26 protein-coding genes are annotated in these 26,136 nt (G+C 74.8%); 12 read left to right on the forward strand and 14 right to left on the reverse strand.

Annotated features, from left to right (window positions below):
• Nucleotides 1-18: 18 nt before the first annotated feature.
• From ML5_RS27620 to ML5_RS27635, 4 genes are read right to left on the reverse strand one after another with little or no spacing between them, the layout of a single operon-like run.
• Nucleotides 19-1,242: a dolichyl-phosphate beta-glucosyltransferase gene (locus ML5_RS27620; RefSeq protein WP_013477027.1), complete on the reverse strand. Its 1,224-nt coding sequence runs from the start codon at nucleotides 1,240-1,242 to the stop codon at nucleotides 19-21.
• Between the two features lie 3 nt (nucleotides 1,243-1,245).
• Nucleotides 1,246-3,684, reverse strand: coding sequence for a glycosyltransferase family 39 protein (locus tag ML5_RS27625; RefSeq protein ID WP_013477028.1), 2,439 nt, complete (start codon nucleotides 3,682-3,684; stop codon nucleotides 1,246-1,248).
• A 45-nt stretch (nucleotides 3,685-3,729) separates the two neighbouring features.
• Nucleotides 3,730-5,262, reverse strand: coding sequence for a cell wall metabolism sensor histidine kinase WalK (locus ML5_RS27630; RefSeq protein WP_013286000.1), 1,533 nt, complete (start codon nucleotides 5,260-5,262; stop codon nucleotides 3,730-3,732).
• Complete coding sequence (locus ML5_RS27635; RefSeq protein ID WP_030269147.1) at nucleotides 5,240-5,986, reverse strand: response regulator transcription factor; 747 nt, start codon at nucleotides 5,984-5,986, stop codon at nucleotides 5,240-5,242. The genes ML5_RS27630 and ML5_RS27635 overlap by 23 nt, the downstream gene beginning before the upstream one ends.
• Before the next feature lie 135 nt (nucleotides 5,987-6,121).
• On the opposite strand from ML5_RS27635, the gene ML5_RS27640 reads away from it, so the two are divergent.
• Nucleotides 6,122-7,015 (forward strand): SDR family oxidoreductase, encoded by an 894-nt coding sequence (locus ML5_RS27640; protein WP_013477029.1) that lies wholly within the window; start codon nucleotides 6,122-6,124, stop codon nucleotides 7,013-7,015.
• The gene (locus tag ML5_RS27645) at nucleotides 7,012-7,809 is read left to right on the forward strand and encodes an alpha/beta fold hydrolase (RefSeq protein ID WP_013285997.1); all 798 of its coding nucleotides are present in this window, start codon (nucleotides 7,012-7,014) and stop codon (nucleotides 7,807-7,809) included. Before ML5_RS27640 ends, ML5_RS27645 begins: the two co-directional genes overlap by 4 nt.
• Before the next feature lie 30 nt (nucleotides 7,810-7,839).
• Here ML5_RS27645 and ML5_RS27650 read toward each other — a convergent pair whose 3' ends face one another.
• On the reverse strand, nucleotides 7,840-8,064 hold the full coding sequence (locus tag ML5_RS27650; protein ID WP_013285996.1) for a hypothetical protein: 225 nt from the start codon (nucleotides 8,062-8,064) through the stop codon (nucleotides 7,840-7,842).
• Nucleotides 8,065-8,192: 128 nt separating this feature from the next.
• Here ML5_RS27650 and ML5_RS27655 point away from each other — a divergent pair, with 128 nt between their 5' ends.
• Nucleotides 8,193-9,140 carry a serine/threonine-protein kinase gene (locus ML5_RS27655; protein ID WP_013477030.1) on the forward strand — a complete coding sequence of 316 codons (948 nt, stop codon included), beginning with the start codon at nucleotides 8,193-8,195 and terminating at the stop codon, nucleotides 9,138-9,140.
• 80 nt (nucleotides 9,141-9,220) lie between these two features.
• Nucleotides 9,221-9,649 carry an OsmC family protein gene (locus tag ML5_RS27660; RefSeq protein ID WP_013285994.1) on the forward strand — a complete coding sequence of 143 codons (429 nt, stop codon included), beginning with the start codon at nucleotides 9,221-9,223 and terminating at the stop codon, nucleotides 9,647-9,649.
• A gap of 4 nt (nucleotides 9,650-9,653) precedes the next feature.
• Here ML5_RS27660 and ML5_RS27665 read toward each other — a convergent pair whose 3' ends face one another.
• The gene (locus ML5_RS27665; protein WP_236619303.1) at nucleotides 9,654-10,592 is read right to left on the reverse strand and encodes an endonuclease/exonuclease/phosphatase family protein; all 939 of its coding nucleotides are present in this window, start codon (nucleotides 10,590-10,592) and stop codon (nucleotides 9,654-9,656) included.
• A 364-nt stretch (nucleotides 10,593-10,956) separates the two neighbouring features.
• Between ML5_RS27665 and ML5_RS27670 the strand changes: the two genes are divergently transcribed.
• Nucleotides 10,957-11,787 (forward strand): hypothetical protein, encoded by an 831-nt coding sequence (locus tag ML5_RS27670; RefSeq protein ID WP_369751995.1) that lies wholly within the window; start codon nucleotides 10,957-10,959, stop codon nucleotides 11,785-11,787.
• 11 nt (nucleotides 11,788-11,798) lie between these two features.
• On the opposite strand, the gene ML5_RS27675 is transcribed toward ML5_RS27670, so the two are convergent.
• The 5 genes from ML5_RS27675 to ML5_RS27695 form a co-directional block, all read right to left on the reverse strand.
• A complete protein-coding gene (locus ML5_RS27675; RefSeq protein ID WP_013285991.1) occupies nucleotides 11,799-12,284 on the reverse strand; it encodes a H+transporting two-sector ATPase B/B' subunit in 486 nt (161 codons plus the stop codon).
• Between the two features lie 118 nt (nucleotides 12,285-12,402).
• Nucleotides 12,403-12,849 carry a response regulator gene (locus ML5_RS27680; RefSeq protein WP_013285990.1) on the reverse strand — a complete coding sequence of 149 codons (447 nt, stop codon included), beginning with the start codon at nucleotides 12,847-12,849 and terminating at the stop codon, nucleotides 12,403-12,405.
• 71 nt (nucleotides 12,850-12,920) lie between these two features.
• On the reverse strand, nucleotides 12,921-13,268 hold the full coding sequence (locus tag ML5_RS27685; RefSeq protein WP_013477033.1) for an STAS domain-containing protein: 348 nt from the start codon (nucleotides 13,266-13,268) through the stop codon (nucleotides 12,921-12,923).
• Nucleotides 13,269-13,344: 76 nt separating this feature from the next.
• Entirely contained in the window at nucleotides 13,345-14,391 is a 1,047-nt protein-coding gene (locus ML5_RS27690; RefSeq protein ID WP_013477034.1) for a B12-binding domain-containing protein, read from the reverse strand.
• Nucleotides 14,388-16,148 carry a PP2C family protein-serine/threonine phosphatase gene (locus tag ML5_RS27695; RefSeq protein ID WP_013477035.1) on the reverse strand — a complete coding sequence of 587 codons (1,761 nt, stop codon included), beginning with the start codon at nucleotides 16,146-16,148 and terminating at the stop codon, nucleotides 14,388-14,390. Before ML5_RS27695 ends, ML5_RS27690 begins: the two co-directional genes overlap by 4 nt.
• Nucleotides 16,149-16,401: 253 nt before the next feature.
• Between ML5_RS27695 and ML5_RS27700 the strand changes: the two genes are divergently transcribed.
• Together ML5_RS27700 and ML5_RS27705 are read left to right on the forward strand one after the other, a co-directional pair.
• Nucleotides 16,402-16,746, forward strand: coding sequence for an STAS domain-containing protein (locus ML5_RS27700; RefSeq protein ID WP_013477036.1), 345 nt, complete (start codon nucleotides 16,402-16,404; stop codon nucleotides 16,744-16,746).
• Between the two features lie 43 nt (nucleotides 16,747-16,789).
• Nucleotides 16,790-17,137, forward strand: a complete 348-nt coding sequence (locus ML5_RS27705; protein ID WP_236619304.1) for an STAS domain-containing protein — start codon at nucleotides 16,790-16,792, stop codon at nucleotides 17,135-17,137.
• A gap of 93 nt (nucleotides 17,138-17,230) precedes the next feature.
• Here the strand turns inward: ML5_RS27705 and ML5_RS27710 are convergent, their stop codons facing one another.
• A complete protein-coding gene (locus ML5_RS27710) occupies nucleotides 17,231-17,545 on the reverse strand; it encodes a hypothetical protein (RefSeq protein WP_013285984.1) in 315 nt (104 codons plus the stop codon).
• Between the two features lie 183 nt (nucleotides 17,546-17,728).
• Here ML5_RS27710 and ML5_RS27715 point away from each other — a divergent pair, with 183 nt between their 5' ends.
• From ML5_RS27715 to ML5_RS27725, 3 genes are read left to right on the forward strand one after another with little or no spacing between them, the layout of a single operon-like run.
• Nucleotides 17,729-18,700 carry a DUF2267 domain-containing protein gene (locus ML5_RS27715; RefSeq protein WP_013477038.1) on the forward strand — a complete coding sequence of 324 codons (972 nt, stop codon included), beginning with the start codon at nucleotides 17,729-17,731 and terminating at the stop codon, nucleotides 18,698-18,700.
• 26 nt (nucleotides 18,701-18,726) lie between these two features.
• Nucleotides 18,727-19,560, forward strand: a complete 834-nt coding sequence (locus ML5_RS27720; RefSeq protein WP_013477039.1) for a spermidine synthase — start codon at nucleotides 18,727-18,729, stop codon at nucleotides 19,558-19,560.
• A gap of 39 nt (nucleotides 19,561-19,599) precedes the next feature.
• Complete coding sequence (locus ML5_RS27725) at nucleotides 19,600-20,715, forward strand: AI-2E family transporter (RefSeq protein ID WP_013477040.1); 1,116 nt, start codon at nucleotides 19,600-19,602, stop codon at nucleotides 20,713-20,715.
• Between the two features lie 27 nt (nucleotides 20,716-20,742).
• Here ML5_RS27725 and ML5_RS27730 read toward each other — a convergent pair whose 3' ends face one another.
• Complete coding sequence (locus ML5_RS27730; RefSeq protein ID WP_013477041.1) at nucleotides 20,743-22,041, reverse strand: NAD(P)/FAD-dependent oxidoreductase; 1,299 nt, start codon at nucleotides 22,039-22,041, stop codon at nucleotides 20,743-20,745.
• Nucleotides 22,042-22,141: 100 nt separating this feature from the next.
• Here ML5_RS27730 and ML5_RS27735 point away from each other — a divergent pair, with 100 nt between their 5' ends.
• Nucleotides 22,142-23,587 carry a M20/M25/M40 family metallo-hydrolase gene (locus ML5_RS27735; RefSeq protein WP_013477042.1) on the forward strand — a complete coding sequence of 482 codons (1,446 nt, stop codon included), beginning with the start codon at nucleotides 22,142-22,144 and terminating at the stop codon, nucleotides 23,585-23,587.
• A 32-nt stretch (nucleotides 23,588-23,619) separates the two neighbouring features.
• Here ML5_RS27735 and ML5_RS32165 read toward each other — a convergent pair whose 3' ends face one another.
• Entirely contained in the window at nucleotides 23,620-24,147 is a 528-nt protein-coding gene (locus ML5_RS32165; RefSeq protein ID WP_236619305.1) for a GNAT family N-acetyltransferase, read from the reverse strand.
• A 1,178-nt stretch (nucleotides 24,148-25,325) separates the two neighbouring features.
• Between ML5_RS32165 and ML5_RS27745 the strand changes: the two genes are divergently transcribed.
• Nucleotides 25,326-25,979 carry a C39 family peptidase gene (locus ML5_RS27745; protein WP_013285977.1) on the forward strand — a complete coding sequence of 218 codons (654 nt, stop codon included), beginning with the start codon at nucleotides 25,326-25,328 and terminating at the stop codon, nucleotides 25,977-25,979.
• Nucleotides 25,980-26,136: the final 157 nt, after the last annotated feature.

Genomic DNA, 26,136 nt, shown 5'->3' on the forward strand with positions numbered 1-26,136 from the left:
GGTCAGGGGCGGTGGGGGTCAAGGGCGGTGGTGCATGGCCAGGCGGAGCAGGAGGAAGCGCAGGGCCGTCGCGGCCAGGTTGGCCGTTACCAGGACGGTCAGCTCCAACGCGCGGTTCGGGGTTGTGGTGGCGTGCAGCGCGGCCAGGGAACCGCTGGTCAGTGCCAGGCCGAGGGCGAACGCGAGCAGGCCCTGGAGGTGGTGCCGGCCGGCGTGGCGGCGCCCGGTGACCCCGAACGTGAGCCGCCGGTTGGCGGCCGTGTTGGCCACCGCCGTGAGCAGCAGCGCCAGCAGGTTCGCCGGCTGTGCCCCGAGCGGGCCGCGGGCCAGCAGGAACAACAGCAGGTACGCGAGCGTGCTCGCCACGCCCACAGCGGCGAACCGGGCGAGCTGGCGCGGCAACCCGATCGGCACCTGCGCCGGCAGGGCCGGCAACGGGCCTCGGCCGAGCTGGGCGCGTAACTGCGCCAGCGGCAGCGCCCCGGTCACCAGCGCCCGGCCCAGCCGGCCGATGCCGCGCAGGTCGGCCAGCGCGGTGGCGACGATGTCGACCCGGCTGTCCGGGTCGTCCACCCAGTCCACAGGCACCTCGTGGATGCGCAGCCCGGCCCGCTGCGCCAGGACCAGCAGCTCGGTGTCGAAGAACCAGCCGGTGTCGCGCACCAGCGGCAGCAGCTCGGCGGCCACGTCGGCGCGGATCGCCTTGAACCCGCACTGGGCGTCGGAGAAACGCGCCGCGAGCGCACCGCGCAGCAGCAGGTTGTAGCCGCGCGAGATGACCTCCCGCTTGGCGCCCCGGACCACCCTGCTGGTGCGGGCCAGCCGGGTGCCGATGGCCAGGTCCGAGTGCCCGGAGATGAGCGGCGCGACAAGCGGCAGCAGCGCGGCCAGGTCGGTGGACAGGTCCACGTCCATGTACGCGAGCACCGGCGCCGGCGAGGCCGACCACGCGGCCCGCAGCGCCCGCCCGCGGCCCTTCTCGTCCAGGCGCAGCACCCCCACCTCGGGCAGCTCGTCGGCGAGCACCCGGGCCACCGCCGGGGTGCCGTCCACGCTGGCGTTGTCGGCCACAGTGATCCGGAACGGGTACGGGAAGTGCGCGGTCAGGTGCGCATGCAGCCGCCGGACGCAGGGCCCGAGGTCGGCCTCCTCGTTGTAGACCGGGACCACCACGTCGAGCACCGCGCTGCCGGCGGCGGGCCGGGCCTGCACGGCGGCCCGGGGCGCGTACGTGTCAGTCATCGCTCAGCCCTGCTTTCCGCTGCTCAGGTCGTACACGGTCACGCCGTCGACGGTGGTCGCGGTGAAGTTGTCGGCGACCCACGCGGCGATCTCGGCCGAGGCGTTGCTGCCGCCGTCGGCCCGGAACCCGCCGCCACCGAGGAAGTAGTGGATCCGCCCGTCGGCGACGTACCGCTGGAACTGGGCGAGCGTCGGCGACGGATCGCTGCCGTTGAAGCCGCCGATCGGCATGACCGGCCGGCCGGTCGCCAGCTGGTAGCCGGAGGCGTTGTTCGAGCCGACAGTCGCGGCGACCCAGGTGTAGTCGTCGGCGTCGGCGGTGAGCAGCGCAGTCATCTCGGCGCTCGGCTCGCGGGCGTCGAGCAGCCCGCCCATGCCGCCGCCGCGCTGCCCCCGCCCCTCCTGCCCGGTCCCGCCGTCCTGCCCGGGGAAGCCGCCCTGCCCCGGGATGCCGCCCGGCGCGGTGCCGCCGTCCTGACCTGTGCCGCCGTCCTGACCTGTGCCGCCGGGCGCGCCCGGGGCCGAACCACCACCGGGGAATCCGGGGAACCCACCGGCATTCGCCCCGCCGTCCTGGCCGGTACCGCCCGGGCCGGAGCCGTCGGAACCCGTGCCGTCCGAGCCGGTGCCGTTCGGGCCACCTGGGAAGCCCGGGAACTGTCCGTTCCCGCCGCCCGGCATCCGGCCGCCCGGTCCGCCGGGGCCGCCGAAGCCACCAGCTCCGGCCGGCCCGGCACTCGGGATCGAGCCGCTGTGCGGGGTGGCAGCGGTCTGCATGGCGTACGCGGCCGGCCCGGCCAGCGCCACCGCGATCCCGGCGACGGACACCACCGGCACCACCCACCGCACAACCCGCCCGGCAAACCCAGCCCCGGGCCCCGCCGCCACCCCCGTCTCCGAGTTGACCAAGGAGTTCGCGTCACTTTGAACGCCGTTCCCGGACGCGAACTCCTTGATCACCGCCGAGGTGGCCAGGAGGGCTGCGGTGGTCAGGCCCACGGCCAGGATTGTGGAGCGCAGCCATGGGTGCCAGTCGGCGGTGCGGCCGAGCAGGTGCCAGGACCACCAGGCGGTGACCGCCAGCGTGCCGGCCAGGACCAGCGTGGCGACGAGCGCCCGCCGCCGGCCCGGAGCCGCGACGACCGAGGCACCCGCGACGACCGGCGCATCCGCCACAGCGGGAACCGGAGCCGCCGCGACTGCCTCGACCGGCGCCGAGCGGGCGCGCCGCAGCAGCGTGACGCCGATGCCGGCCAGCGCGCCGACCGCCGGGGCCAGGGCGACCGTGTAGTACGCGTGGAAGATCCCGGACATGAAGCTGAAGATCAGACCGGTGACCACCAGCCAGCCGCCCCAGAGCAGCAGACCGGCCCGGGTGCGGTCGGTACGCGGTGCCCGCCCGGCCAGCCACAGCCCCGCGACCAGCAGGATCAGCGCGGCCGGCAGCAGCCAGGAGATCTGCCCGCCGACCTCGGTGTCGAACATCCGCAGCAGACCGGTCTGACCGGAGAACGGCCCGCCGCCTCCCCCGCCGGGCCGGCCGCCACCGCCCACGCTGCCCACCTCGTCGCCGGTGATGCGGCCCAGCCCGTTGTAGCCGAGCGTCAGCTCCAGGATGCTGTTGTTCTGCGAGCCGCCGATGTACGGGCGGGCGCTCGCCGGCGCCAGCTCGACGATCGCCACCCACCAGCCGGCGGAGACGACCACTGCGAGCCCGGCCAGCAGGAGCTGCCGGATCCGCCGTCCGAGTCCGGTCGGCGCGGCCAGCAGGTAGACCCCGGCGAAGACCGGGATCACCAGGAACGCCTGGAGCATCTTGGTGAGGAAGCCGAAGCCGACGAGCACGCCGGTCAGCACGATCCACCGCGTGCTCGCCGTCTCGACCGCGCGCACCGTGGCGTACGCGGCGGCGACGAGCAGGAACACCAGCAGCGCGTCCGGGTTGTTGAACCGGAACATCAGCGTCGCCACCGGGGTGAGCGCGAGCACCGCGCCGGCGAGCAGGCCGGCGGCCGGGCCGTACCAGCGGCGGACGGTCGCGTACAGCACGCCGACGGAGGCGACGCCGAGCAGCGCCTGCGGCACCAGGATCGACCAGCCGCTCAGGCCGAAGATGCGCACCGAGAGCGCCATCAGCCACAGCGAGGCGGGGGTCTTGTCCACTGTGATCGAGTTGGCCGCGTCCGAGGAGCCGTAGAAGAACGCCGTCCAGCTCTGCGACCCGGCCTGCACGGCGGCGGAGTAGAACGCGTTGGCCCAGCCGGAGGCGCCCAGGCCCCACAGGTAGAGCAGCGCGGTCGCGACCAGCAGGCCGGCCAGGGCCGGCCGGGCCCAGCGCGGATCGCGGCCGGTGCGGGTCTCCTCAGGTACGGGCGCGGGGGCCGGCTCGGTGCCGGGTGGACCGGCCGTGGGCGCGGTCGGCAGGCTCTCGGTTCGGTTCATGGCGGCAAGCCTCGGCGGGCCCGCTGGCCCGCTCCCGTGAGCGGCCTATGCGTCGGCTGTGGATCCCGGCAGCCAGACCGTGAACGCGGTGTGGCCGGGCCGGCTGACCACGTCGACCCGCCCGTGGTGCGCCTCGACCACGGCGGCGACGATGGCCAAGCCCAGGCCCGTGCTGCCCTGCGCGCGGGAGCGGGAGGTGTCGCCGCGCGCGAACCGCTCGAAGACCTCCGGCTGCAACTGCTCCGGGATGCCCGGCCCGTCGTCGGTGACGCGTAGTTCGACGCCGCCGGGCGCGGGCGCGAGCCGGACCGTGACTGTGGTGCCGGCCGGGGTGTGCACCCGCGCGTTCGCCAGCAGGTTCGCCAGCACCTGGTGCAGCCGGTGGGCGTCGCCGGTGACGGTGAGCGGCTCGTCGGGCAGGTCGAGTTGCCAGCGGTGGTCGGGCCCGGCGACGTGCGCGTCACTGACCGCGTTCACGGCCATGGCGGTCAGGTCGACCGGCTCGGCGGCGAGCGGCCGGCCGGAGTCCAGCCGGGCCAGCAGCAGCAGGTCGTCGACGAGGCTCGTCATCCGGGTGCTCTCCGACTCGACGCGGCGCAGCGCGTGCGCCACGTCGGGCGGCACTTCCTGGCGGCCCCGGCGGGCCACCTCGGCGTACCCGCGGATGGCAGCGAGGGGGGTGCGCAGCTCGTGGCTGGCGTCGGCGACGAACTGGCGTACCCGGGTCTCGCTGGCCTGCCGGGCGACGAGCGCGGCGGCGACGTGGCCGAGCATCCGGTTGAGCGCGCCGCCGACCTGCCCGACCTCGGTGCGGGGGTCGGTGTCGGCGGCCGGCACCCGCACGGACAGGGCGACCTCGCCGCGGTCGAGCGGCAGTTCGGTGACCCGGGCGGCGGTGGCGGCGACGCGGTTGAGCGGCCGCAGCGTCACCCGGACGATGAGCAGACCGAGGGCGCCGGCGATGACCAGGCCGGCGCCGATCACCCCGGCCTGCGCGACGAGCATCCACATGACGGTGTCGTCGACCTGGGCCAGCGGGATCGCGAGGACCAGCACGTCGCCGTCGCCGCGCGGCGACGGGAGCGCGATCGCGCGGTAGTCGCCCCGGTCGCCGACGACGACTGTGTGCGGGCGGTCGCCGACGGGTACGCGGGCCAGCGCGGTCAGGTCGGCGGCAGGCACCTCCTCGCTGTCGCCGTTTCCGGACCGGACCCGGCCGACGGGTTCGGCGGCGGCGGGCACCCGGACGGCGATCGAGCCCGGCGGGAAGCCGCCAGGGGGGTCCGGCGCCACCTCGTCGGAGTCCGGCGGGGTGGGCCGCTGGTCCGGTCGCGGCGGGTCGACGCCGCGGCGGGCCCAGCGTTCGAAGTCGGCGGGCCGCCGGTCGCCGAAGGTGAGCTGGTTGTCGATCTGGTCGATCAGGAAGTGTCGCAGCGCGACTGTGGTCAGGCCGCCGATGCCGATGCTCACCAGCGCGAGCAGCGCCACCACGGAGAGCACCAGACGGCGGCGCAGCGACCAGCCGGCCAGGCGGCGGCGCAGCCGGCCGCCCCTGTCACTCGGCGGGTTTGAGGACATAGCCCGCCCCGCGCAGCGTATGGATCATGGGCGCGCGGCCCGCGTCGATCTTCTTGCGCAGGTACGAGATGTACAGCTCGACCACGTTGGCCTGGCCGCCGAAGTCGTAGTTCCACACCCGGTCGAGGATCTGCGCCTTGCTGAGCACCCGGCGCGGGTTGCGCATGAGGTAGCGCAGCAGCTCGAACTCGGTGGCGGTGAGCGTGATCAGGTCGTCGCCGCGGCGTACCTCGTGGCTGTCCTCGTCGAGGGTGAGGTCGCCGACGGTGAGCACCGCCTCCTGGCGGGCGGCGACCGCGAAGCCGGAACGGCGCAGCAGCGCGCGCAGCCGGGCGATCACCTCCTCCAGGCTGAAGGGCTTGGTGACGTAGTCGTCGCCGCCGACCGTGAGCCCGGCGACGCGTTCCTCCACCGCGTCGCGGGCGGTCAGGAACAGCACCGGCACGCTCGGGAACTGCTCGCGCAGGCGGCGCAGCACCTGGAAGCCGTCCAGGTCGGGCAGCATCACGTCGAGCACCACGGCGTCCGGGCGGAACTGGCGGGCGGTGGTGACAGCCGCCATGCCGCTGCCGGCGGTGGCGACCTGCCAGCCCTCGTACCGCAGCGCCATCGAGAGCAGGTCGGTGAGTGTCGGCTCGTCGTCGACGACGAGCACCCGCACCGGTTCGCCGTCCGGTCGGCGCAGCTCGATGCGACCCTGCGCGGACTGCGCGTTCATGACCATGCCCCCATCGTGGGCGGACCCGCTGTCGGCGGGCTGTCCCGATCCTGTGTACCAGCTGTGCGCGCCGCGCGGCGGCGATCCGGGCAGGTCGACGGGGTCTTCCGCACCGGGGCTACCCGGTGGTAACTTCCCGGCATGTCCATCGATGGTCGTTTTTCCGGCCGGTTGGCCGGCAAGGTGGTGCTGGTGACCGGCGCGGCCCGGGGCATCGGCGAGCACACCGCCCGCCTCGCCGCGGCGCGCGGCGCGCGGTTGTCCCTCGTCGGGCTGGAACCCGACCGGCTCGCCGCGCTCGCCGCCGAGCTGGGCCCGGGGCACGCCTGGTTCGCCGCCGACGTCACCGACCAGGACGCCCTCGCCGCGGCGGTGGACGGGACACTCGCGACGCTGGGCGGGATCGACGCGGTGGTGGCGAACGCCGGGGTCGCCAACCGAGGCACGATCGCCGTCGGCGACGTCGAGGCGCTGGTGCGTACCGTCGAGGTCAACCTGATCGGGGTGATGCGCACCGCGGCGGCGACCGTGCCCGCGCTCGTCGACCGGGGTGGCTATCTGCTGATCGTCTCCTCGGCCGCGGCGTTCGCCGCGCTGCCCGGCATGGCGGCCTACTGCGCCTCCAAGGCCGGCGTCGAGCAGTTCGGCAACGCGGTCCGGCTGGAGCTGGCACACCGGGGCGTGGCGGTCGGCACCGCCCATCCGTCGTGGGTGGACACCGACCTGGTCCGCGAGGCGCGCGCCGACCTGCCGGCCTTCTCCACGGCGCTGGCGAAGCTGCCCTGGCCGCTGCGGCGTACCACAACGGTGACCGAGTGCGCCGAGGCGTTCGTCCGGGCGATCGAGCGCCGCAGCCGCCGGGTGTACGTGCCGCGCGCCGTGGCCGGCGTGCAGGCGATGCGATCGGTGCTGGTCAGCCCGCTGGCCGACCGGCTGGTGGGCCGCACCGCCCGGGCCACCGTGCCGCTGATCGAGGAGCAGTCCCGGGCGCTGGGCCGGGGCTTCGGCGCCAGCACGCCGCAGGGGCGGCCGTGACCGCGCCGGTGGACGTCGTCTACGAGCGGCGGGGCACCGGGCCGACGCTGGTGCTGCTGCACGGCATCGGCCACCACGGCGGCGCCTGGCGGCCGGTGCTGGACCGCCTCGCCGAGGCGCACGACGTGATCGCCGTCGACCTGCCCGGCTTCGGCCGCTCCCCGGTGCCCGCCGCCGGGCTGCCCGCCGACATGCCCGGCCTGGCCGTGGCCATGGTCGAGCTGTTCGCCGCGTTCGGGCTGGAACGCCCGCACGTCGCGGGCAACAGCCTCGGCGGCGCGATCGCCCTCGAACTGGCCGCGATCGGCGCGGTCTCCTCGGCCACCGCGCTGTCGCCGGCCGGGTTCTGCACCGCGCGCGAGCTGCGCTGGGCGCTGACCGTGCTCGCCCTGCACCGCAACGCGGCCCGGCTGCCCGAACCGGTGCTGCGCCGCCTGTTCGCCGCGCCCGCGCTGCGGATGCTGGCGATGGGCATGATCCTGGCCCGGCCCAACCGGATGGCCCTCGACGACGCGCTCGCCGACGCCCGCGCGCTGCGCCAGGCACGGGCGTTCCGCGCCGTCGCCCGCGCCGGCCGGGGGTACGCCTACGCGGGCGCGCCGACCGTGCCGGTCACAGTCGCGTGGGGTACTCGGGACCGGATCCTGCCGTACCGGCAGGCGGCGCTGGCGCGTACCCGGCTGCCCGCCGCGCGGCACCTGGACCTGCCCGGCTGCGGGCACGTGCCCATGCACGACGACCCGGAGCTGGTCGCCTCGGTCATCCTCGGCACCACCGGCGTCCGGCCGGCCTGACGCGCCGCGTCCGGCCGCTGCGAGACGACCTCACTCGGTCGCGCCGAACGGGAACGTGTGCACGTACCGCATCGTCCAGCCGCCGGGCGACGCGTGGTCGTCGCGCTCGTAGAGGTGGTCGGCCACCCCCTCGGCCGGTTCCTCCGGATGACGCAGCACCCACCGGGGCGGCGGCGCGCCGTCCGGCCCCGCGGGCAGGTCCCGGGTCAGCTCGTCGGCCGGCCCGCCGACGAACCGCACGCGCACCACGGCCACCGCTGCCCTCCGTCCGTCGACGCCCTCGCCGCGAAGCTACCCCGCCGCGGCGCCGCCCCTCGGCGGTTTGCACAGCTCCGGGGCCGGGTAGCGGGACCGGAGGGCACCGGACGAGGCGAGGAGTGGCGATGAGGACGCTGGGCGGGCGGTACGAGCTCGAACAGCGAGCCGGCCTGGGTGGCATGTCGGAGGTGTGGCGCGCGCACGACCGCGTGCTGGACCGGACCGTCGCGGTGAAGCTCATCTCGCCCGCACTGGACGGCGACGCCGGATCGGTGGACCGGATCCGGGCCGAGGCACGCTCGGCGGCGCGGCTGGTGCACCCGAACGTCGCCAGCGTGCACGACTTCGGCACCGCGACACTGCCGGACGGACGCCCGGTGCCGTACATCGTGATGGAGCTGGCCGAGGGCGAGACGCTCGCCGCGCACCTGCGCAACGGGCCGCTGGACTGGCGCATCGCGGTACGGGTCTGCGCCGAGGTGTGCGCCGCGCTCGCCGCCGCGCACGCGCACGACATCGTGCACCGGGACGTCAAGCCCGCGAACGTGATCCTCACCCCGTGCGGGGTGAAGGTGCTCGACTTCGGCATCGCCACTCCGGCCGGCGCACCGGACCACACTCCGGACGGCGTCGTCGTGGGCACCCCGGCGTACCTGGCGCCCGAGCAGCTCGACCGCCGGCCGGCCACCCCGGCCGCCGACATGTACGCGCTGGGCGTGCTGCTGTACTACTGCCTCACCGGTGAACTGCCGTACGAGGCCGGCACCACCACCCAGCTGCTCGGGTCGCGCCGCCGCCGGCCGCCCCGCCCGCTGCCCGAGGTTCCCGGCCTGCCGGGCGAGGTGGCCGAGCTCGTCCGCCGCTGCCTCGACGCCGACCCGTGCGCCCGGCCGACCAGCCCGATGGCCGCGCTGCTGCTGGCCGAGGCCGTGGACGCCCGGGTCTACGTGCCGATGACCGCGATGCTGCCCCGGCAGCGCGCGCCGCAGGTGTCGCCGTGGACCAGCCGGGCCGCCGCCGAGGCCACCGAGGCGATGGCCGTCGACGCCGCGCCCGGCGGCCGGATCGGCTGAGCACTCCTACTGCCTGCTCGGGCGCGGTTTCGCCGGTCGGGGTCCGGGAACGCGGTCCGGTGAGTGACGGGAGGAACGCGATGCCGGATCCGAGTTCCTGGCTGGCCGAGACGGCCACGGCGACCGCGGCGGGCGGTCACGTACGCACCGACGACGGCGGGCTCTCCTCCGCCCTGGCGTCCCCGCTGGCGCCGCACTGCACCGGCCTGACGCCGGAGCAGCTCCTGGCCGCGGCGTTCGCCTCCTGCCTGCACCACGCGGCGGTGGAGGCGGCCGGGGAGATCACCGACGAGGCGCACACAGTGCAGGTGACCGCCGAGGCGAAGCTGGGCCGCGACGACGACGGCCGCTACCGGGCCGACGTGCACGCCGAGATCTCCTCGGCGGGACTGACCCGCGACCAGCTGGCCGACCTGGTCGCGTACGCCGATCGGCTCTGGCCCTTCTCCAGCGGAGATCCGAGCCGGCACCGCCTCACCGTGACCCCGGCGGAGAACGGCCGGCACTGAGAGGTCACCAGCGGAAGCCGGCGGTGACCGCGCGGTGGTCGCTGTCCGGGGTGTGCAGCACCCCGGCGGCGGTCGGCGTCAGTCCCCGGTAGAGGACGTGGTCCGGGCGGGTGACCGGCAGCCCGGCCGGCCAGGTGAACCCGAATCCCTGCCCGGCCTCGGCCTGCGCGTCGCCGAGCAGCCGGGTCAGCGGGTCGAAGACCCGGTCGGTGGTGGCGGTGTTCAGGTCGCCGAGCACCACCAGCCGGTCGGCCGGGTCGGCACGCACGGCGTCGGCGAGCGCGGCGACGGTCTGGTCCCGGGTGGCGGTGTGCCCGGCCCGCGCGGAGCCGAGGTGGACCACGTACACGGCCAGGTCGCCCTGAGGCGCGGCGACCACGGCCCGCAGCGCGCGGTCCCAGCCCAGCCCGGTGTCGACGCCGTGCGCCTCACGGATCGGCCACCGGCTCCACAGCGCGACAGTCGACACCACCGTCCGGTGCGGGTAGCGCTCGGCCAGCACGGACGCCACCCGGTCGCCGTCGGCGACCTCCTGGAGCCCGATCAGGTCCGGGGCGTCGCCGGTGAGCGCGCCGACGGTGGCGGCCGGGTCGGGGTTGCCCACGCGCAGGTTCTGGCTGACCACGCGGACCGCGGCGCCGTCCGCGCCGGCGGCCGGGGGCAGCCACGCGCGGCCGTAGAGCCCGGCCCAGACCAGGGCCGGCAGCAGCACCGCCAGCAGCGCCGGCCGGGAGCGGCGCAGCAGCGCCGCGAGCGCGAGCAGCGGTACGGCGATTCCGAGCAGCGGGGTGACGCTGTCCACCAGGCTGCCCAGGCCGTGGACGTTCGGCACCAGCCGGTGCCCGGCCAGCAGCAGCGTGAGCAGCACGGCGCAGACGATGACGACGGCGCCGCGCCGGCTGCGGGGGCCGGGCGGGCGCTCGTCGACCATCCGCTGCGTCACCGTCGGAATCGTATCGAGCGCCCGGGTCGCCGCGCGGCGGCGTCGCCATGATCCACGGTCTCCGCACCGTGAGCCGCCGGATCGCGAGGAGTCGATCCCGGCGGGTCGGCGGACCGCCGCTGGGCGAGAGACGGCCGACCAGGGCATCATCGGCCGAACGGTGGAGCCGGGCGTCGGCCGCCGCCGGGTCGGCTCGGCGTCCGCTTCGCACCACCGAAACCGACATAGGCATTCTTCCGGGTACGCGCGGTTAGCGGTTTTCATGATCCGCCACCCCTGATGTCGCCCGCGAATCCGGCAGAATGTGGCGCATGCCACCAATCACCCCGATGGCAAAGGGCCGGAAGCTTTCTAGCCTCGGCGGGTGCACCCCGACGACCCCGATCATCAGCCGTTGCCCGCCAACCGCCCGGTTCGCCGAACGATTGACCCGGCATCAGCCGAACGGAGGGTGGGGCGTCACCGCGCCCCGGAACCGCCACGACGAGGCCCGGCCCGGTCCGTGCCCGGCCGGATCGCGGTGGCCACCGGCGTCACCTGCTGCCTCGGCCTGATCGGCGTGGCGGGCGTCGGCGAGACCGGCCCGGCGCACCTGGAGGTACGCGAGGCGGTCGCCGACCGGGCCGCCGCCGACCAGCGCGCCTCCCGCGACTTCACCCGGGTCGCGCCACCGGCCGCCGCGGCCCTGCCGCCGCCGGCTCCCACGCCCGGCGCCACGGCGACGAGGAAGCCGCCGCGCAAGCCCGTGCTGCCCGAGCGCCCCCGTCCGGTCGCCGGCCTGGACCAACGGCAGATGGACAACGCCAAGGCCATCGTCGACGTGGGGCGGGAGATGAAGATGCCCCGCCGGGCACTGGTCGTCGCAGTCGCCACCGCCATGCAGGAGAGCAACCTCTACAACCTGGCCAGCGACGTGCTGCCGCAGTCCTTCGACCACCCGCACCAGGGCAGCGGCTCCGACCACGACTCGGTCGGGCTGTTCCAGCAGCGGCCCAGCAGCGGCTGGGGCACCGTCGCCCAGCTCATGCGGCCGGCGTACGCGGCCCGGGCCTTCTACGCCGCGCTGCGCGAGGTGCCGGGCTGGGAGGACATGAGCGTCACCGCCGCCGCCCAGGCGGTGCAGGTGTCCGCCTACCCCGACGCGTACGCCCGGCACGAGAAGCGCGCCACGACCGTGGTGTCGGCGCTGGTCTGACCCGGCGCCGGTCAGGCAGAGCTGCGCCCGGCGCCACCGGGCCGTACGCTCGCCGCGGCGGTGGGGGTGTCCACCGCCACCCGCTCGCCCCGCGCCCCGGCCAGGATCTCGTCGACCCGGGACTCCCGGCGGCGGCGCGCCAGCAGGGCCGCCTCGAACTCGCGGCGCGCCCGCACGGCCTCGGCGTACGCCTCCTCCCGCAACCGGCGGGCCTCCTCACGTGCGGCCTCCAGCTCGGCGCGAGCCTGCGCCAGCAGCTCGGCGGCCTCCCGTTCGGCGACGGACGGGTGGGACGCGGCCGGCTCGACCGGCGCGGTACGGCGATGCAGGAAGTCGCACAGGTGCACGGCGTCCGACCGGATCTGGTCCCACTCCCGGCCGGCCCCGGCGGCGCCCTCCGCTCGCGCCGCCAGCCGACCCAGCCGCAGGCTCAGCTCGTCCAGACAGGCGTCGACCTGCCGCCTGTCGTAGCCGGTCTCCACCACCGAGAACCTCATGCGTCGCCCCCCAGGCAGCCGGTGCGCGTCCCCACCTGCCGATCCTGCGGTCCCCGCGCTCCCGGGCGCGGCCGTTCCCGCAAAATGTTCAGGATGCGGAGGCCCGGACTTCCCGCCCCTACGGGTGCTTCGGGAGCACGACCACCCGTCCGAAGAACTCGTCGATCCGGCGTACCACGTCGTTGAAGTCGTCCAGGTCGATCGGCTTCGTCACATACGCGTTGGCCTGGAGCGTGTAGCTGCTGACCACGTCGGTGTCGGCGTTGGAGGTGGTGAGCACGACGATCGGGATGGTCCGCAGGCTCTCGTCACCCTTGACCTCGCCGAGCACCTGTCGCCCGTCCATCCGGGGCATGTTCAGGTCGAGCAGGATCACGTCGGGGCGCTGCGCCTCGGTGTGCCGGCCCTCGCGGCGGAGGAACTCCATCGCCTCCTGGCCGTCGGCGACCACGTCGATGACCTTGTCGACGTCGGAGTCGGCCAGCGCCTCCTCGATCATCAGGACGTCACCCGGGTCGTCGTCCACCACCAGGATGCGAACGGGGCTGGGGCTGGTCTGACCCATCGGTTTACCTGCTTCGTGGTGAGGAGGGCGTCCGGCCGCACGGCCGGCTGCTGGCGGGGAAATGTACCGGATCAGGAGGCGGCCGGCGCGGTCGGGTCGGCGGTGTCGAGGCCGCGGTGGAGCACCTCGGCCAGCCCGGTCACCTGGAGCACCCGGGCCACCCGGCCGGTCGCCCCGGTGAGCCGCAGCCAGCCGCCGTCGGCGGCGACGATGTTGTCCCCCCGGACGAAGGCCGCGATGCCGGTGGAGTCGCAGAACGTCAGTTCGGTGAGGTCGAGCAGCAACTCGCGGTGCCCCTCCGCCACCACCCGGTCGATCGCCGAGCTCAACTCTCCGGCCGTGCCGAGGTCGAGCTCGCCGGCCAGCCGGAGGCAGACGCCGTCCCCGTCCCGCTGGGCGTACGTGACGGTGAACGTCACAGTGGCCCCTCTCGCTCCCACCGCAGGCGAACCCTTGCAGTGGTGCAAGTATATGCGACGGCCGCCCCGGCGCCCGTCAGCGGCCCGCCGCCGACAGCCCGCCCACCAGGGCCCTCCCCCGGTCGAGGAAGGCGGCCGCGCGTGGGAAGTCGCGCAGCTGCTGTCCATAGTGCTCCAGCGTCAGCCCGACCGCGCCCGCCGGCACCCCGCGGCTGACCAGGATCTCCACCAGCCACTCGACGAACCCGGTGAACAGCGTCGCGTCGTCCACGTAGAGCGCGGCGGCCAGGAAGTCCACGATGTAGCCGAGGTCGCTGATCGTGGAGTCGAGCTGCGCCGGGGTGTAGCCCGCTGTCGACGGCACCCGCTCGCGCAGGTCGGCCAGGGCGCTGTCGATCAGCTCGCCGCGCCGTTTGACCAGGCTGACGTACTCGTCGTCGGCCAGGTGATCCAGCCGCGCGGGCGGCGTCTCGCGCAGCGCCCGCTCGTCGGCCACCAGGTCCGCCGCGGCCGGCGCGTCGGGCGCCCACGGCACGCCGAGCACGCGGGCCCAGCGGCCGTCGTCGCCGAAGCCCCGGCCACCGACCACCACCGGCACGTCGGAGCGGCGGCACGCCTCCACCATCCGGTGGGCGTGCGGCAGCCGCATCGGCAGCGCGCAGGCCAGCGCCACCGCCTCGGCGTCGTAGCGATGCAGGTAGGACACCAGGTGCGCGGCCGGGACGCTGGCGCCGAGGAAGACGACCTGCCAGCCGCGCAGCCGCAGCACCTCGGCCACCAGCCGGGCCGGCAGCGCGTGCCACTCACCGTCCATGCAGGCCATCACGATCCGCCCGCGGGTCGGGCGGGGATCGGCGTACGCGGCCACCGCCGCCACCACCCGCTCGCTGATGTGGGTGGCGGCGTGCTCCTGGGCGACGCTCCACTCGTTGCGGGCCCAGCGTTCGCCCACCTCGGCCTGGGCCGGGGCGACCAGATCCAGCAGCACCCGCTCGGCCGGCACGCCCGCCTCCAGCAGCCCGCGGGCCACCGACACGGCGGCGGACTCGTCGGCGTCGGCCAGGCACTCCAGATAGCGGGGGAAGGCATGGCCCGGGTCGGCCTCGACGGTCGGCACGGTCACGCGAACTGCTCCCTCGTTCGTTCGGTCACGGCCGGATCCGGCACCGCGTGCAGGTGCCGCGGCGCCCGCCCGGCCGGGCCGGTGGCCCGCAGCGCCAGCACGGCGATGTCGTCGTGGTCGCCGTGCGCGAGCCAGTCGCAGGTCACCTGCTCGACCCGCTCGGCGAGCGCCGGCGCGGGCATCCGGTGGCAGCCGGTCACCGCGTTGAGCAGCCGCTCGGCGCCGAACTGCTCGTCACCGCGCCGGCCGCCGCGCGCCTCGGTCACCCCGTCGCTGTAGAACAGGCAGGTCTCCCCCGGCGCCAGGTGCACCGTCACCTCGCCGATGCGGGGATCGGGCACCACACCGATCAGCATGCCGCGCAACGGCACCACCTCGACCTCGCCGGACTCCCGCAGCACCAGCGGCGGCAGGTGCCCGCCGCCGGCCAGGGTCAACGTCAGGCCGCCGTCGCGGTGCGGCCGGGCCACGCCGAGCACCATGGTGGCGAACCGGCCCTGCCCGTGCGCCTGCGTGGTCTCCAGCAGCGCGTCGTTCAGCAGCTTCAGCAGCCGTCCCGGCTGGGTCTCGACCCGGTGCAACGCCTGGAGGCACTGGCGCAGCTGACCGGTGAACACGGCCGCCTCCACGCCCTTGCCCGACACGTCACCGAGGAAGAAGACCGAGCCGCCGTCGGCGAGCCGGTGCGAGCCGTAGAAGTCACCGCCGATGCGCAGACCGGCCTGCGCCGGCCGGTACGCGGTGCCCCACTGCACCCCCGTCGCCGAGGCCGGCTCGACCGGCAGCAGGCTGGCCTGCAACGTGTCGGCGACCTCGGCCTGGTCGCGGTAGAGCATGGCGGTGGTCAGCGCCGCGCCGGCGCGGGCCGCGAACGCGCGGACCAGGTCCACGTCGGCCTCGTCGTACCAGCGGTCGGCGCGCCGGGCCACCAGCAGGGCCCCGGCCGGCGCCTCCCGGCCGGGCAGCGGCACCACCCGGGCGGTGGCGCCGGAGGTGTCCAGGCCGGGCAGCCAGCCCGCCTCGGCGGCCTGCTCGACCAGCCAGTCCAGCTCGTGCGGCTCAGCGCCGGCCAGGCCGGCCTCGATGGCCACGGGGAGCGCCGTGGCGGGCAGCACCCCGCTGTCCACCACCGGCGGCCGGTCGTCCGCGCGTACCGCCCGCCACCAGCGGGCGCGGCCGGAGCGGGGGGCGAGGACGAGGACCGCCACGTCGGCCGCCGTGGGTACGGCCAGGCGCACCACGGCGGCGGCGGCCCGGTCCGGGTGCAGCGGGTTGCCGAGCTTCTCGCCGACCACGGCGAGGAACGCCGAGCGGGCCCGCTCGGCGAGCAGCGCGTCGGCCCGGCTGACGCTCTCGGTGACGTCGTCGACGTACCAGCAGCGCCGTCGGTGGGACAACGCGACCGGGCGTACGCGCAGCCGCCGCCCGTGGTGGGTGAACTCGGCCGGGCCGTCGCCGCGCAGCGGGACCGGGCCGGCCGCGGCCAGCAGCTCGCCGGGCGTCACCTCGGGGATCAGCCGCTCCGCGACCGGGCTCACGTGCTGGACGACACCGTCGGCGTCGCAGACGACCAGGCCCTCACGGAAGTGCTCGACCACCTCGGACCAGTTGGGAACGGTAAGGTCGTGGTCGGCTGCCAGCGGCGGCAGGGCGGACAGCACCGGCGCGGCGGCGGACCACGCCGGAGCCCGTGCGGCGCTCGGCGTGGAGATCCGTCCGTCGCCCGGGTCGGCACCCCTGACGTCGGCAGCAGTCACCAGCTGAGCCCCACTCTCCTCGTCGACACCCGGGGGCGCCGGACCCGGCGCCTGTGGTCACGTATCACCGCCCACCCTACGCCGGTATGCCGGGACCGCCACCCCACGGCGCTGCGGCCCGCTCGCGCATCCAGCGAGGTGATGGCGCTGTTGTTACGATCCTGTCAATACCGGCCCGACCGGCAACCCCGCGGAAAGGCGTGACGTGGTTCCTCAACGGAGAAGGCCCGAGGCGAGCCCGCTGAGCATCTCCGTGGATCGATCGAACCCGGCCGTCCCGGTGGTCGTCGTCGGCGGCGACCTGGCGTACGCCACGGCGGGCCCGCTGCGCGCCGAGATCGACCGGCTGCTCACCGCGCGTCCGACGACGCTGGTGTTCGACTTCGGCGGCCTTCAGTTCATGGACAGCACCGGCCTGTCCGTGATCGTGCACGCCTGGCGGGAGGGCCAGCACGCAGGCACCGCCATCGAGCTGCGCGCGGTCCCGCGCTTCCTGGAGACCATCCTCGACCTGACCGGCGTCACCGGTCTGCTCGACCGCTCGCCGGTCGACGACGCGCCGGGCCTCGCTGCGCCGGGTTCGACCGCGTCCGCGTGACCCCGGGGGTTTCCCGGCCGTGCCCGGCTGGGAACATGGGTACGTGCCCTCCCAGATGTTGACCATCGAGGTGGACCGGCTCGACGTCGGTTCCGCCCGGGTGCGGCTGGCCGGGGAACTGGACTTCGACACCGCGCCGGAACTCGTCGACGCCGTGGCCGGCCTGCGCCGCGACGGTCACCAGGAGCTGGAACTCGACTTCGCCGGGGTGGACCTCTGCGACTCCTCGGGCCTGAGCGCGCTCGTGGTGATCCACCGGGCCGGCACCGGGGCGATCCGCCTGCTGAACCTGAACCCGCAGATCAGGCACCTGCTGGACCGCACCGGCCTGGCCGAGTTGCTGGCCGCCCCGCCGCAGGAGCTGACCGGCGGCGCCCGCGAGGCGGGCTGACCCGGCCGGCGCCGCCCGCGAGACGGGCGGACGCCCCGCGGACAGGGGTGGCCCCCGACCCTGGGACCAGGGGCCGGGGGCCGGGAGGATGGCTCAGACGGCGGGCGCGGCCTGCCGGTGCGGTGCTTCGTCGCGCGACTGCCCCGCGACTGGAGGCTCGACGTCCTCCGGCGCGCCGGAATCGGGCGTCTGGAACAGATAACGGACGAAGTCCCCGCTCATGTCGTCGTCGTCCGCTCCGGGCCACTGCCCGACGCAGTCGACGCCGACCACCTCGCGTCCACTGCCGTCGTGGTGCTCCAGCAGCGCCCAGAGGGTCACCGGGTAGGAACGGGTGTCGTCCGGGCCGATCCGCCAACGGGCGTACCAGCCGGGACGGGCGGGGACGATCTCCACGATCCGTTTCATGTCGACCTGCCCTTCCGCGTGCGTCGGAAGTTGTCCGGTCCGTCCGAGCCTGCCGCCCGCCGGGGTGAGCGCTCCTCACCCGCAGCGAATGAAGCGTCCGCCGGACGGTCCGCCGTTACCTTCCCGGCAGCGCCGGGAACGCGGTCGGCGCAAGCGCAACCGACCCAGGAACGAGGTGCGACGATGCGCAAGCAGATGGAGGGCGACAACCAGCGCCGCCGGGCCCTGGCCCGCGAGGCCCGCGAGCGAGGGCTGCGGCCGAGCCAGACCGGCGCCAGCCTCAGCGCGTCCAAGCAGGTCACCTCGCTGGACCAGCACGACCGGTCCGGCCCGCCGCCGGCCGGACGGCACAAGCCGGACACGACCCGGGGTGGCCCCGCGCCGCCGCCGGCCGCGGTCGCGGAGCGGCCGCGCCCGCTGCCGGACCCGACACCGTCACCCGGGGTCTCGATGGGCTACCGGGATCTCGTCGACGACGTGAGCCGGCGTGCGGGGGTGGACTTCTCCGCGGCCAGGGTCGCGGCGGAGGCCACCGTGCTGGCCCTGGCCCGGGCGCTGGACGAGACGGAACGGGAGCGGCTGCTGGAGGCGGTGCCGCTGACCCTGCACGACGTGGTGCCGGTGCACGGCATGGAACGCCGCCGCGACCTGCCCGGCTTCCTGGCCGAGGTCGGCCGGTACAGCCGCCTCACCCCGGAGCAGGCGCGGTACCAGGCCGAGGCGACGCTCGCCGCGCTCGCCGAGGCCGACGCGGATCTGGTCGAGTCGCTGCGCGTACCCGACGAGTTGCGTGACCTGCTCGGGCCGGCCGACTTCGGCGGCGGCCTGGTGGGCGCGTCCTCGGCCACCGCGCCGCTGACCGAGGCGGAGCTGCGCGACGCGCTCGCGACGCTGCCCTACTGGTCCAGTGACAGGCGCTCGCTCGTGCGCACGATCGAGCTCCCCGGCGGCAACCTGGACCGGGTGCTCGACCGGCTGGACCGGCTCAAGTCCGACGTCGGACGCTCGCCGCAGATCGGGCGTCCCGACCCGGACAACGCCGTGCTGACGGTCCGGACCCAGCAGGTCGACGGCGTGACGGCGGCGGACGTGGACCTCGCGCACCGGGTGGACGCGGCAGTCGACGAGGCCGGCGCCGGGATGGCGGCCGGCTGACCCGGCGGCGGAACGGCCCCGGTCCCATGCGGGCCGGGGCCGCCCGTGGCCGCGCGGTACCGTGTCCCGCCGTGGATCACGACGACACCGAGACCCTGGAGATCGTGGTGGACCCGGCCCGCCCGTCCGGGCGCACGCTGCTGGCCGACGGGGTCGAGCAGTCGTACGTGGACGTGGCCGACGCCCGGTACCTGCACTTCGAGTACGTGCGGCGGATCGCCGCCGCGATCGACCTGACCGCCCCGCGCGGCGCGGCGCTGACCGCGCTGCACCTCGGCGGCGGCGCGCTCACGCTGCCGCGCTGGCTCGCGAGCACCCGGCCCGGTTCGGCGCAGCGGGTGATCGAGCGCGATCCGGGCGTGGTCGAGCTGGTCCGGCGGAAACTGCCACGGCTGCCGCCGGAGGTGGTGGTGGCGCTCGGCGACGCCCGGGAGGCGGTCGCCGAGGAGCCGCCCGGGACGTACGACGTGGTGGTGGCCGACGTGTACCGGGCGGCCCGGATGCCGCCGCAGGTGGCGGCGGTCGAGTTCGCGGCGCAGGTGGCCCGGGTGCTGCGCCCGGACGGCCTCTACCTGATCAACCTCACCGACCTGCCTCCGCTGGCGCACACCCGGTCACAGGTGGCCACGCTGCGCGCGGTGTTCGCCGACGTCTGCCTGGTCGCCGACCGACGGATGCTGCGCGGATGCCGGTACGGCAACGTGGTGCTCGCCGCCACGCCCACGGCGGGGCGGATCCCGGTGATCCGGCTCGCCACCCGCGTCGCCGCCGACCCGGTGCCCGGAACGGTGCTGCACGGCGCGACGCTCGACGCGTTCGCCGCGGGTGCCCACCCGGTCACCGACGCCGACCTGGGCTGAGCCGGGTTTTCGTACCCCCATCGCGGGTAGCCGCGCCGGATGAGCGCCGCCGACGATCGGTCCATCGCGCGCCGGACGCTGATCGTGATCGGTCTGGTCCTCGCCACCGGGGTCGGGCTGGCGCTGGTCTGGGCCACCCGGCGGGTGCTGGTGTGGGGACTGGTGGCGGTGTTCTTCGCGGTCGCCCTCAAACCGCTCGTGGACCGTCTCGAACGCCGGGTACGCCGCCGCGCGCTCGCCACGTTGCTGGTGTTCCTGGCCGCGTTCGCGCTGTTCGCCGCCGTCGGTGCGCTGATCGTGGTGCCGCTGGTGGACGAGGTGGGCCGCTTCGCCGACCGGGCGCCGGACATCGTACGCGAGGCGCAGGCCGGGCAGGGGCCGCTCGGGCGGCTGCTGGACCGCTTCCACCTGCTCCGCTACGCCGAACCCGGCCAGCTGCGCCGGTACGGCGCCCGGCTCGGCGACCCGACGGTAGGGGTGGTCCGCAGCGTGGCCCAGGCGGTCGCCGCGCTGGTCACCGTGGTGGTGCTGGCGTACCTGATGGTCCTGGAGGCGCCGAAGATCGTGGCCGCCACGCTGCGGCTCACCGGCGACGGCGCGGCGGCGCGGCTGCGGCGGATCGGGCGTGACTCGTCCCGGATCGTCACCGGCTACCTGAGCGGCAACCTGCTGATCAGCCTGATCTGCGGCGGTCTGACGTTCGTCGTACTGTTCCTGCTCGGTGTGCCGTTCGCCGCGGTGATCGCGCTGGCGGTCGCCGTGTTCGACCTGATCCCGCTCGTCGGCGCCACGCTCGGCGCGCTCGCCGCGGCCGGCGCGGCGTTCCTGCACTCCCCCACCGCCGGCCTCGTCGTGCTGGTCTTCTTCGTGGTCTACCAGCAGGTGGAGAACCATCTGCTGCAACCGGTCATCATGGGCCGCGCGGTCCGGTTGAACCCGTTGACGGTGCTGGTCAGCGTGCTGCTGTCGGTCGAGCTGGCCGGGCTGGTGGGGGCGCTGCTGGCGATCCCGGCCGCCGGCATCGTCCAGGTGCTGCTGCGCGAGTTCGCGCCCGCCGGGCGGCAGGCGCTGCCGCAGCCCGCCGACGGCGAACCGGCCGACCCGGGTGCGGCCGGTAGCGCCGGAGCACCGGAACGGCCGCCGGCCGGCGGGTGAGAGCCGGCCGGCGGGTGCGTGCGGCGATCAGTGGCGGCGGGCCAGCTCCGGTGACTCGCTCTCCAGCGGCACCGCGTTCGCGGGGACCAGCCCGAGCTGCACGGCGGGCCGGGGCAGCGTCGCGTCCAGCGCCCAGTCCGCCGCGACCCGGGGCCGGTTACCGGGCATGGCCAGCAGGTGGTAGCCGCGGGTGACGGCCTTGGCCGGCAGCCCTGCGAGCGGCACCTTCAGCGGGTTCGCCGCCGCGTCCTTGCCGCCCAGGTCCACCACCCAGCCCAGGTCATGGTGCTTGTACGACTTGCGCACGCCCTGACCGTACGAGGCGGCGATGTTGTGCGCCGCCAGCTTGCCCTGCCGCTGGGCGTGCTGCGCGGTCATCGCGCACACCTGCCCGGGGCGGGTCGGGTCGGGCACGGCGGCGGCGTCGCCGCAGGCGAACACCTCGGGGTAGCCGGGAACGTTGAGGAACTCGTCGACCACCAGCCGGCCCTTCTCGGTGCGCAGGCCCAGTTCGGCCACGAACGGGTCGGGGCGTACGCCCACGCACCAGACGAGGCTGCACGTCGGGACGTACTCGCCGTCGGTGAGCATCACCCCGTCCGGGGTGGCCTCGGCGACCGAGGTGCCCATCCGCACGTCCACGCCGCGTTTGCGCAGCACCCGGTCGGCGGTGACGGACATCCGCCGGTCCAGTTCGGGCAGCACCCGGGGCGCCACGTCCAGCAGCATCCAGCGCGGCCGGACCTTCAGGTGCGGACGCTGGGCCATCAGCCGGTCGGTGAACAGCTGCCCGTGCGCGGCCACCTCGGTGCCGGTGTAGCCGGCGCCGACCACCACGAACGTGGTGCGGGCCCGCTGCTCGGCCGGGTCCTGGGTCAGCTCGGCCAGCTCGACCTGCCGGACCACGTGGTCGTGCAGGAACAGCGCCTCGGGCAGGCCGCGGAAGCCGTGGGCGTACTCGGTCACGCCGGGGATCGGCAGCAGCTTGTTGACGCTGCCCACGCTGAGCACGAGCCGGTCGTACGCGAGCTGCCCGTGGTCGCCCTCGACGGAGCGGTAGCCGACCCACCGGTTCTGCAGGTCGACCCGGTCGGCCTCGCCGATCACCACGCGGACGCCGTCGAGCGTGCCGGCGAGCGGCACCGCGATCCGGGTCGGCTCCACCACACCTGCCGCCACCTCGGGCAGCAGCGGCAGGTAGAGGAAGTAGTCGGTCGTGTTCAGCAGGACGATCTCGGCCCGGTCGCGGGCCAGTCGGCGCAACGTCTTGGCCGCGTGGTACCCGGCGAACCCGGCCCCCACGATCACCACCCGTGGTTTCGTCATGCCTGCTGCCGTTCCCGGGCAGACCTGCGACAAACGTGCCCGTGATCCATCCATCAGCGGCTATATGGACATTCCTCGTGATCGGCGCGAGGATGCCGGGATGGGAAACCACGAGACCGCCGAGGGTCGGCCCACGAGGTCCAGCCGGCGTACCTTCCTCACCGCCTCCGCCGCGGCCACCGCCGCCGCCGTCGCCACCCCGCTCACCGCCGCCCCGGCCGCCGCCGCGACCGGCGCTTCCCCGGGCCCGGGCCGTCCGGCCCGGCCGCAGCGGCCCGGCCGCGAGCTGGCCGCGCTGCTGCGCGAGATCGACGGCCGCCGGATCGAGGCCGTCGTGCGCCGGCTCGCCGCGTTCGGCACCCGCCACACCCTGTCCAGCCAGACCGATCCGGTACGCGGCATCGGCGCCGCCCGCGACTGGATCCACGCCCAGCTCTCCGGGTACGCGGCCGCGTCCGGCGGCCGGATGACTGTCGAACTCCAGTCGTACGTCCAGCAGCCCGCCTCCCGCATCCCCGTCCCGACGACCATCACCAACGTGGTGGCGACCCTGCGCGGCGACGTCACGCCCGAGCGGGTGTACGTCATCACCGGCCACTACGACTCCCGGGCGACCGACGTGATGGACGCGGTCAGCGACGCGCCGGGCGCAGACGACGACGCCTCCGGCGTGGCGGTGGTGATGGAGCTGGCCCGGGTGCTGTCCACCCGCCGCACCGAGGCCACCATCGTGCTCGCCGCCGTCGCAGCCGAGGAGCAGGGGCTGTACGGCTCGGCGTACCTCGCCTCGCAGTTGAAGGCGGCCGGCGCCGATGTCCAGGCCATGTTCAGCAACGACATCGTCGGGTCCAGCACCGCCGACGACGGCACGCGCGACCCGCGTACCGTGCGGTTGTTCGCCGAGGGCGTGCCGACCGCCGAGACCCCGGCCGAGGCGAGCGTGCGGCAGTCCGTCGGCGGCGAGAACGACTCGCCGTCGCGGCAGCTCGCCCGGTTCGTCACCGACGTGGCCGGGAACTCCGCCACCGGCATGGACGTGCGCGTCATCTACCGGCGGGACCGCTACCTGCGCGGCAGCGACCACATCTCGTTCCTGCGCGAGGGCTGGCCGGCCGGCCGGTTCACCGAGCCCAACGAGGACTTCGCCCACCAGCACCAGGACGTGCGGGTCGTCGACGGGGTGCAGTACGGCGACCTGCCGCAGTTCTGCGACTTCGGCTACATCACCCGGGTGGCGCGGGTGAACGCCGCGACGCTGTGGTCACTGGCCCAGGCGCCCGGCACACCCAAGGGCGTCACCGTGGTGACCACGAACCTGACCAACGACACCACGTTGCGGTGGCAGCGCGGGCCCGAGCCGGACCTGGCCGTGTACGAGGTGGTGTGGCGGGAGACCACCGCCGACCAGTGGCAGAAGGTGCTGCCGGTCGGCGACGTCACCGAGGTGACCATCGACCTGTCCAAGGACAACGTGTTCTTCGGCGTACGGGCGGTCGACCGGGACGGGCACCGCAGCCCGGTCGCCTTCCCGAAGCCCGGCAGCTGAGACCGGCCGGTCACCGTCCTCCGGCGCCGCACTCAGTCCGGCGCCGGGGCGGTGATCGCCCAGCGTTCGTGGTCGCGCCACGCGCCGTCGATGAACAGGTAGTCCGGGGAGAACCCCTCCAGCCGGAAACCGAGCCGGCGCGCCAGCCGCTTCGACGGCTCGTTGCCGGGCTGGATGTTCGCCTCCAGCCGGTGCAGACCGAGCGGCCCGAACGCGTACTCGATCACCAGCCGCACCCCGGCCGAGGCGTGCCCGGTGCCCGCGTACGGGCGGAACGCCGCGTATCCGAGGTAGCCACCGCGCAGCGCGCCCAGCACGATGCCGCTGATGTTCGCATATCCGGCGATCTGCCCGGTGGCCCGGTCGCAGAACAGGAACCCGGCGCTGTCCCGCCCCCGGATCTTGCGCAGGTACGCCGCGTAGCGCTGCGCGTCATCGGGCGCGGAGAGCCACGGATGGTGCAGGTCGCGGCTGCGCCGGACGGCGGCGACGAACTCCGCCTCGTCAGCCGGACGGGGACGGCGGATGGCGACGCGTCCGTCACTGCGCAGATATCGCACAGCGCCACTCTCCGCCACCGCGTCCACCCCACCGCATCCGGGGGTGCACTCCCCCTCCGCCACACTGCCCGCCGCGTCCGGAGTGCGCGTTTCCGCGCCGGCGCCCACTTCCGGCACGACCTCCCCGCCCCCTGTCCCGCCCCGACGTGAGGCGACCCGTCCCAGCCCGGACGTGAGGCCGCCCGCCCCGGCCCCGACGTGCCGCCCGTCCCGGCCGGTCCACCGCCCCGGGAAGGCGGGCCGCGACGCCGCTTCCGCCTCGCCCCAGGCGGGGCCCGTAGATCTTGGTACGAAACGGCCCTCATGGGGGCCCTTTCGTACCAAGATCTCCCCGGCTCCCATGATGTGGCCTGCCGATCTCATTGTGCGGGGAACGACGCCTTGTAGCCCCGCACGGCACCTTTTGGCTCCTGTGCGGCACAGGTGACGGACCGACGTGCCCACGCGATCTTGCACTTGGCGCTCCAGGGATGCCCGCTTTGCGAGGTTCGCCGGGCACCAAACTGCAAGATCGCGTGGGCGGGCGGGGTGGAGCTGTGACGACCGGCGTCGAGGCTGACCTCGGACGGATCCGTCCGCGCCTCGGACGGGACCATCGGCACCCGGTCGGGTGGTTCGGTCCGCGGTGTCCGGTTCGCTGCGCTGAGCCTGGCGGGGCTGTGGTCGGTGCCACCGTGGGGGTGGAATCGGTGGCGGGCGCGAGGCGTTGAACATGGCTGACGGCCCAGGCACCAGGTCGAGCGCCGGGCACCGGCCCGCCAGGGGCGCCCGGATAGGTCAGGGAATCGGCCCGGCCCGGTCGTCGTTACATCCCCGGACGACGGGCACCCCGCCGTCCCCCGGAATGGCCGCCGGCCGGACGCCGTTACCTCCCCCAGGTCGTCGCCCCGGCCGAGAGCCACGGAATGACCCCGGCCCGCCGGTCGTTACATCCACCGGGCCGAACCGCGAGGCCACGCCGCCGGACAGGCCCCCTCGGGCCGTACCGCCCCGACCGGGTGAGCCACGGTCGGCGGGAATGACCCCGGTCCGCAGGTCGTTACATCCCCGAGCCGCGTAGAGCAGGCCCTCCGAGCCGCCCGCGTGCCAGCCCTCTCTCCACGGGCCCCCCAAGACTTTTCCCCCTCGCGGCATCCCCCCTTTGCCGCGTCACCCCCCACTTCAGGGAGGCAACCATCATGGCTACCACTCTGCTGCGTAAGACCGTTCTGACCGCTGCTGGTGTCGTCGCCACCGCTGGTGGCATCGCCGGCCCCGCCATCGCCGCCCATGCCGCCCCCACCACCGGCACCACGAGCGTGGTGGCCGACCGCAAGGGCCACGGCGAGCGGGAACTCGACGTGCGCTACGAGGCGCAGCCCAACTTCTACTTCTGCGGCCCCGCCGCCGCCCGTAACGCGCTGAGCGTGCAGGGCAAGAACATCGACGTGCACGCCATGGCCGAGGAGATGGGCACCACCGAGGCCGGCACCAACTCCATCAACGACATCACCCCGGTGCTGAACAAGGAGACCGGTAAGGACGTCTACAAGTCCACCGAGATCCCCGTGGACAAGGCCCGCGACCGCGACAAGGTCGACAAGCTGCGCGCCGACGTGGTCAAGACCGTCGACGACGGCCGTGCCGTGGTGGCCAACATCGCCGGCACCGCCACCGACACCGACGGCAACGCCCACTCCTTCGAGGGTGGCCACTACATCAGCGTGGTCGGCTACCGCGACGGCGGCAAGGTCGTGACGATCGCCGACTCGGCCAACCCGAACCAGGCCTCCTACCGGATGGACGTCGACGAGCTCGCCCGCTGGATCGCCAGCCGCGGCTACAGCTCCTGACCGAACGACCATGACGAAGGGCCCGACCCCCACCACGGGGTCGGGCCCTTTCGCGCGTATCCAACGGCTGCCTTCCGGTCACCTCGCCGTCACGCCGGTGTCGTCACCCGGACGGCTCGCTCCACCACGCTGGGTCGCGCCGGATCGTCCGGGCGAC

It is taken from the genome of Micromonospora sp. L5 (assembly GCF_000177655.2).
Classification (GTDB): domain Bacteria; phylum Actinomycetota; class Actinomycetes; order Mycobacteriales; family Micromonosporaceae; genus Micromonospora; species Micromonospora aurantiaca.

Excerpts from the sequence above, each read along its gene's own strand:
- ML5_RS27710 (WP_013285984.1), bottom strand. The coding sequence starts at position 17,545 with ATGAAACGGATCGTGGAGATCGTCCCCGCCCGTCCCGGCTGGTACGCC.
- ML5_RS27660 (WP_013285994.1), top strand. The coding sequence starts at position 9,221 with ATGCCGGATCCGAGTTCCTGGCTGGCCGAGACGGCCACGGCGACCGCG.
- ML5_RS27625 (WP_013477028.1), bottom strand. The coding sequence starts at position 3,684 with ATGAACCGAACCGAGAGCCTGCCGACCGCGCCCACGGCCGGTCCACCC.
- ML5_RS27620 (WP_013477027.1), bottom strand. The coding sequence starts at position 1,242 with ATGACTGACACGTACGCGCCCCGGGCCGCCGTGCAGGCCCGGCCCGCC.
- ML5_RS27680 (WP_013285990.1), bottom strand. The coding sequence starts at position 12,849 with ATGGGTCAGACCAGCCCCAGCCCCGTTCGCATCCTGGTGGTGGACGAC.
- ML5_RS27640 (WP_013477029.1), top strand. The coding sequence starts at position 6,122 with ATGTCCATCGATGGTCGTTTTTCCGGCCGGTTGGCCGGCAAGGTGGTG.
- ML5_RS27745 (WP_013285977.1), top strand. The coding sequence starts at position 25,326 with ATGGCTACCACTCTGCTGCGTAAGACCGTTCTGACCGCTGCTGGTGTC.
- ML5_RS27725 (WP_013477040.1), top strand. The coding sequence starts at position 19,600 with ATGAGCGCCGCCGACGATCGGTCCATCGCGCGCCGGACGCTGATCGTG.
- ML5_RS27715 (WP_013477038.1), top strand. The coding sequence starts at position 17,729 with ATGCGCAAGCAGATGGAGGGCGACAACCAGCGCCGCCGGGCCCTGGCC.
- ML5_RS27735 (WP_013477042.1), top strand. The coding sequence starts at position 22,142 with ATGGGAAACCACGAGACCGCCGAGGGTCGGCCCACGAGGTCCAGCCGG.
- ML5_RS27630 (WP_013286000.1), bottom strand. The coding sequence starts at position 5,262 with ATGTCCTCAAACCCGCCGAGTGACAGGGGCGGCCGGCTGCGCCGCCGC.
- ML5_RS27720 (WP_013477039.1), top strand. The coding sequence starts at position 18,727 with ATGCGGGCCGGGGCCGCCCGTGGCCGCGCGGTACCGTGTCCCGCCGTG.
- ML5_RS27730 (WP_013477041.1), bottom strand. The coding sequence starts at position 22,041 with ATGACGAAACCACGGGTGGTGATCGTGGGGGCCGGGTTCGCCGGGTAC.
- ML5_RS27675 (WP_013285991.1), bottom strand. The coding sequence starts at position 12,284 with ATGAGGTTCTCGGTGGTGGAGACCGGCTACGACAGGCGGCAGGTCGAC.
- ML5_RS27655 (WP_013477030.1), top strand. The coding sequence starts at position 8,193 with ATGAGGACGCTGGGCGGGCGGTACGAGCTCGAACAGCGAGCCGGCCTG.
- ML5_RS27635 (WP_030269147.1), bottom strand. The coding sequence starts at position 5,986 with ATGGTCATGAACGCGCAGTCCGCGCAGGGTCGCATCGAGCTGCGCCGA.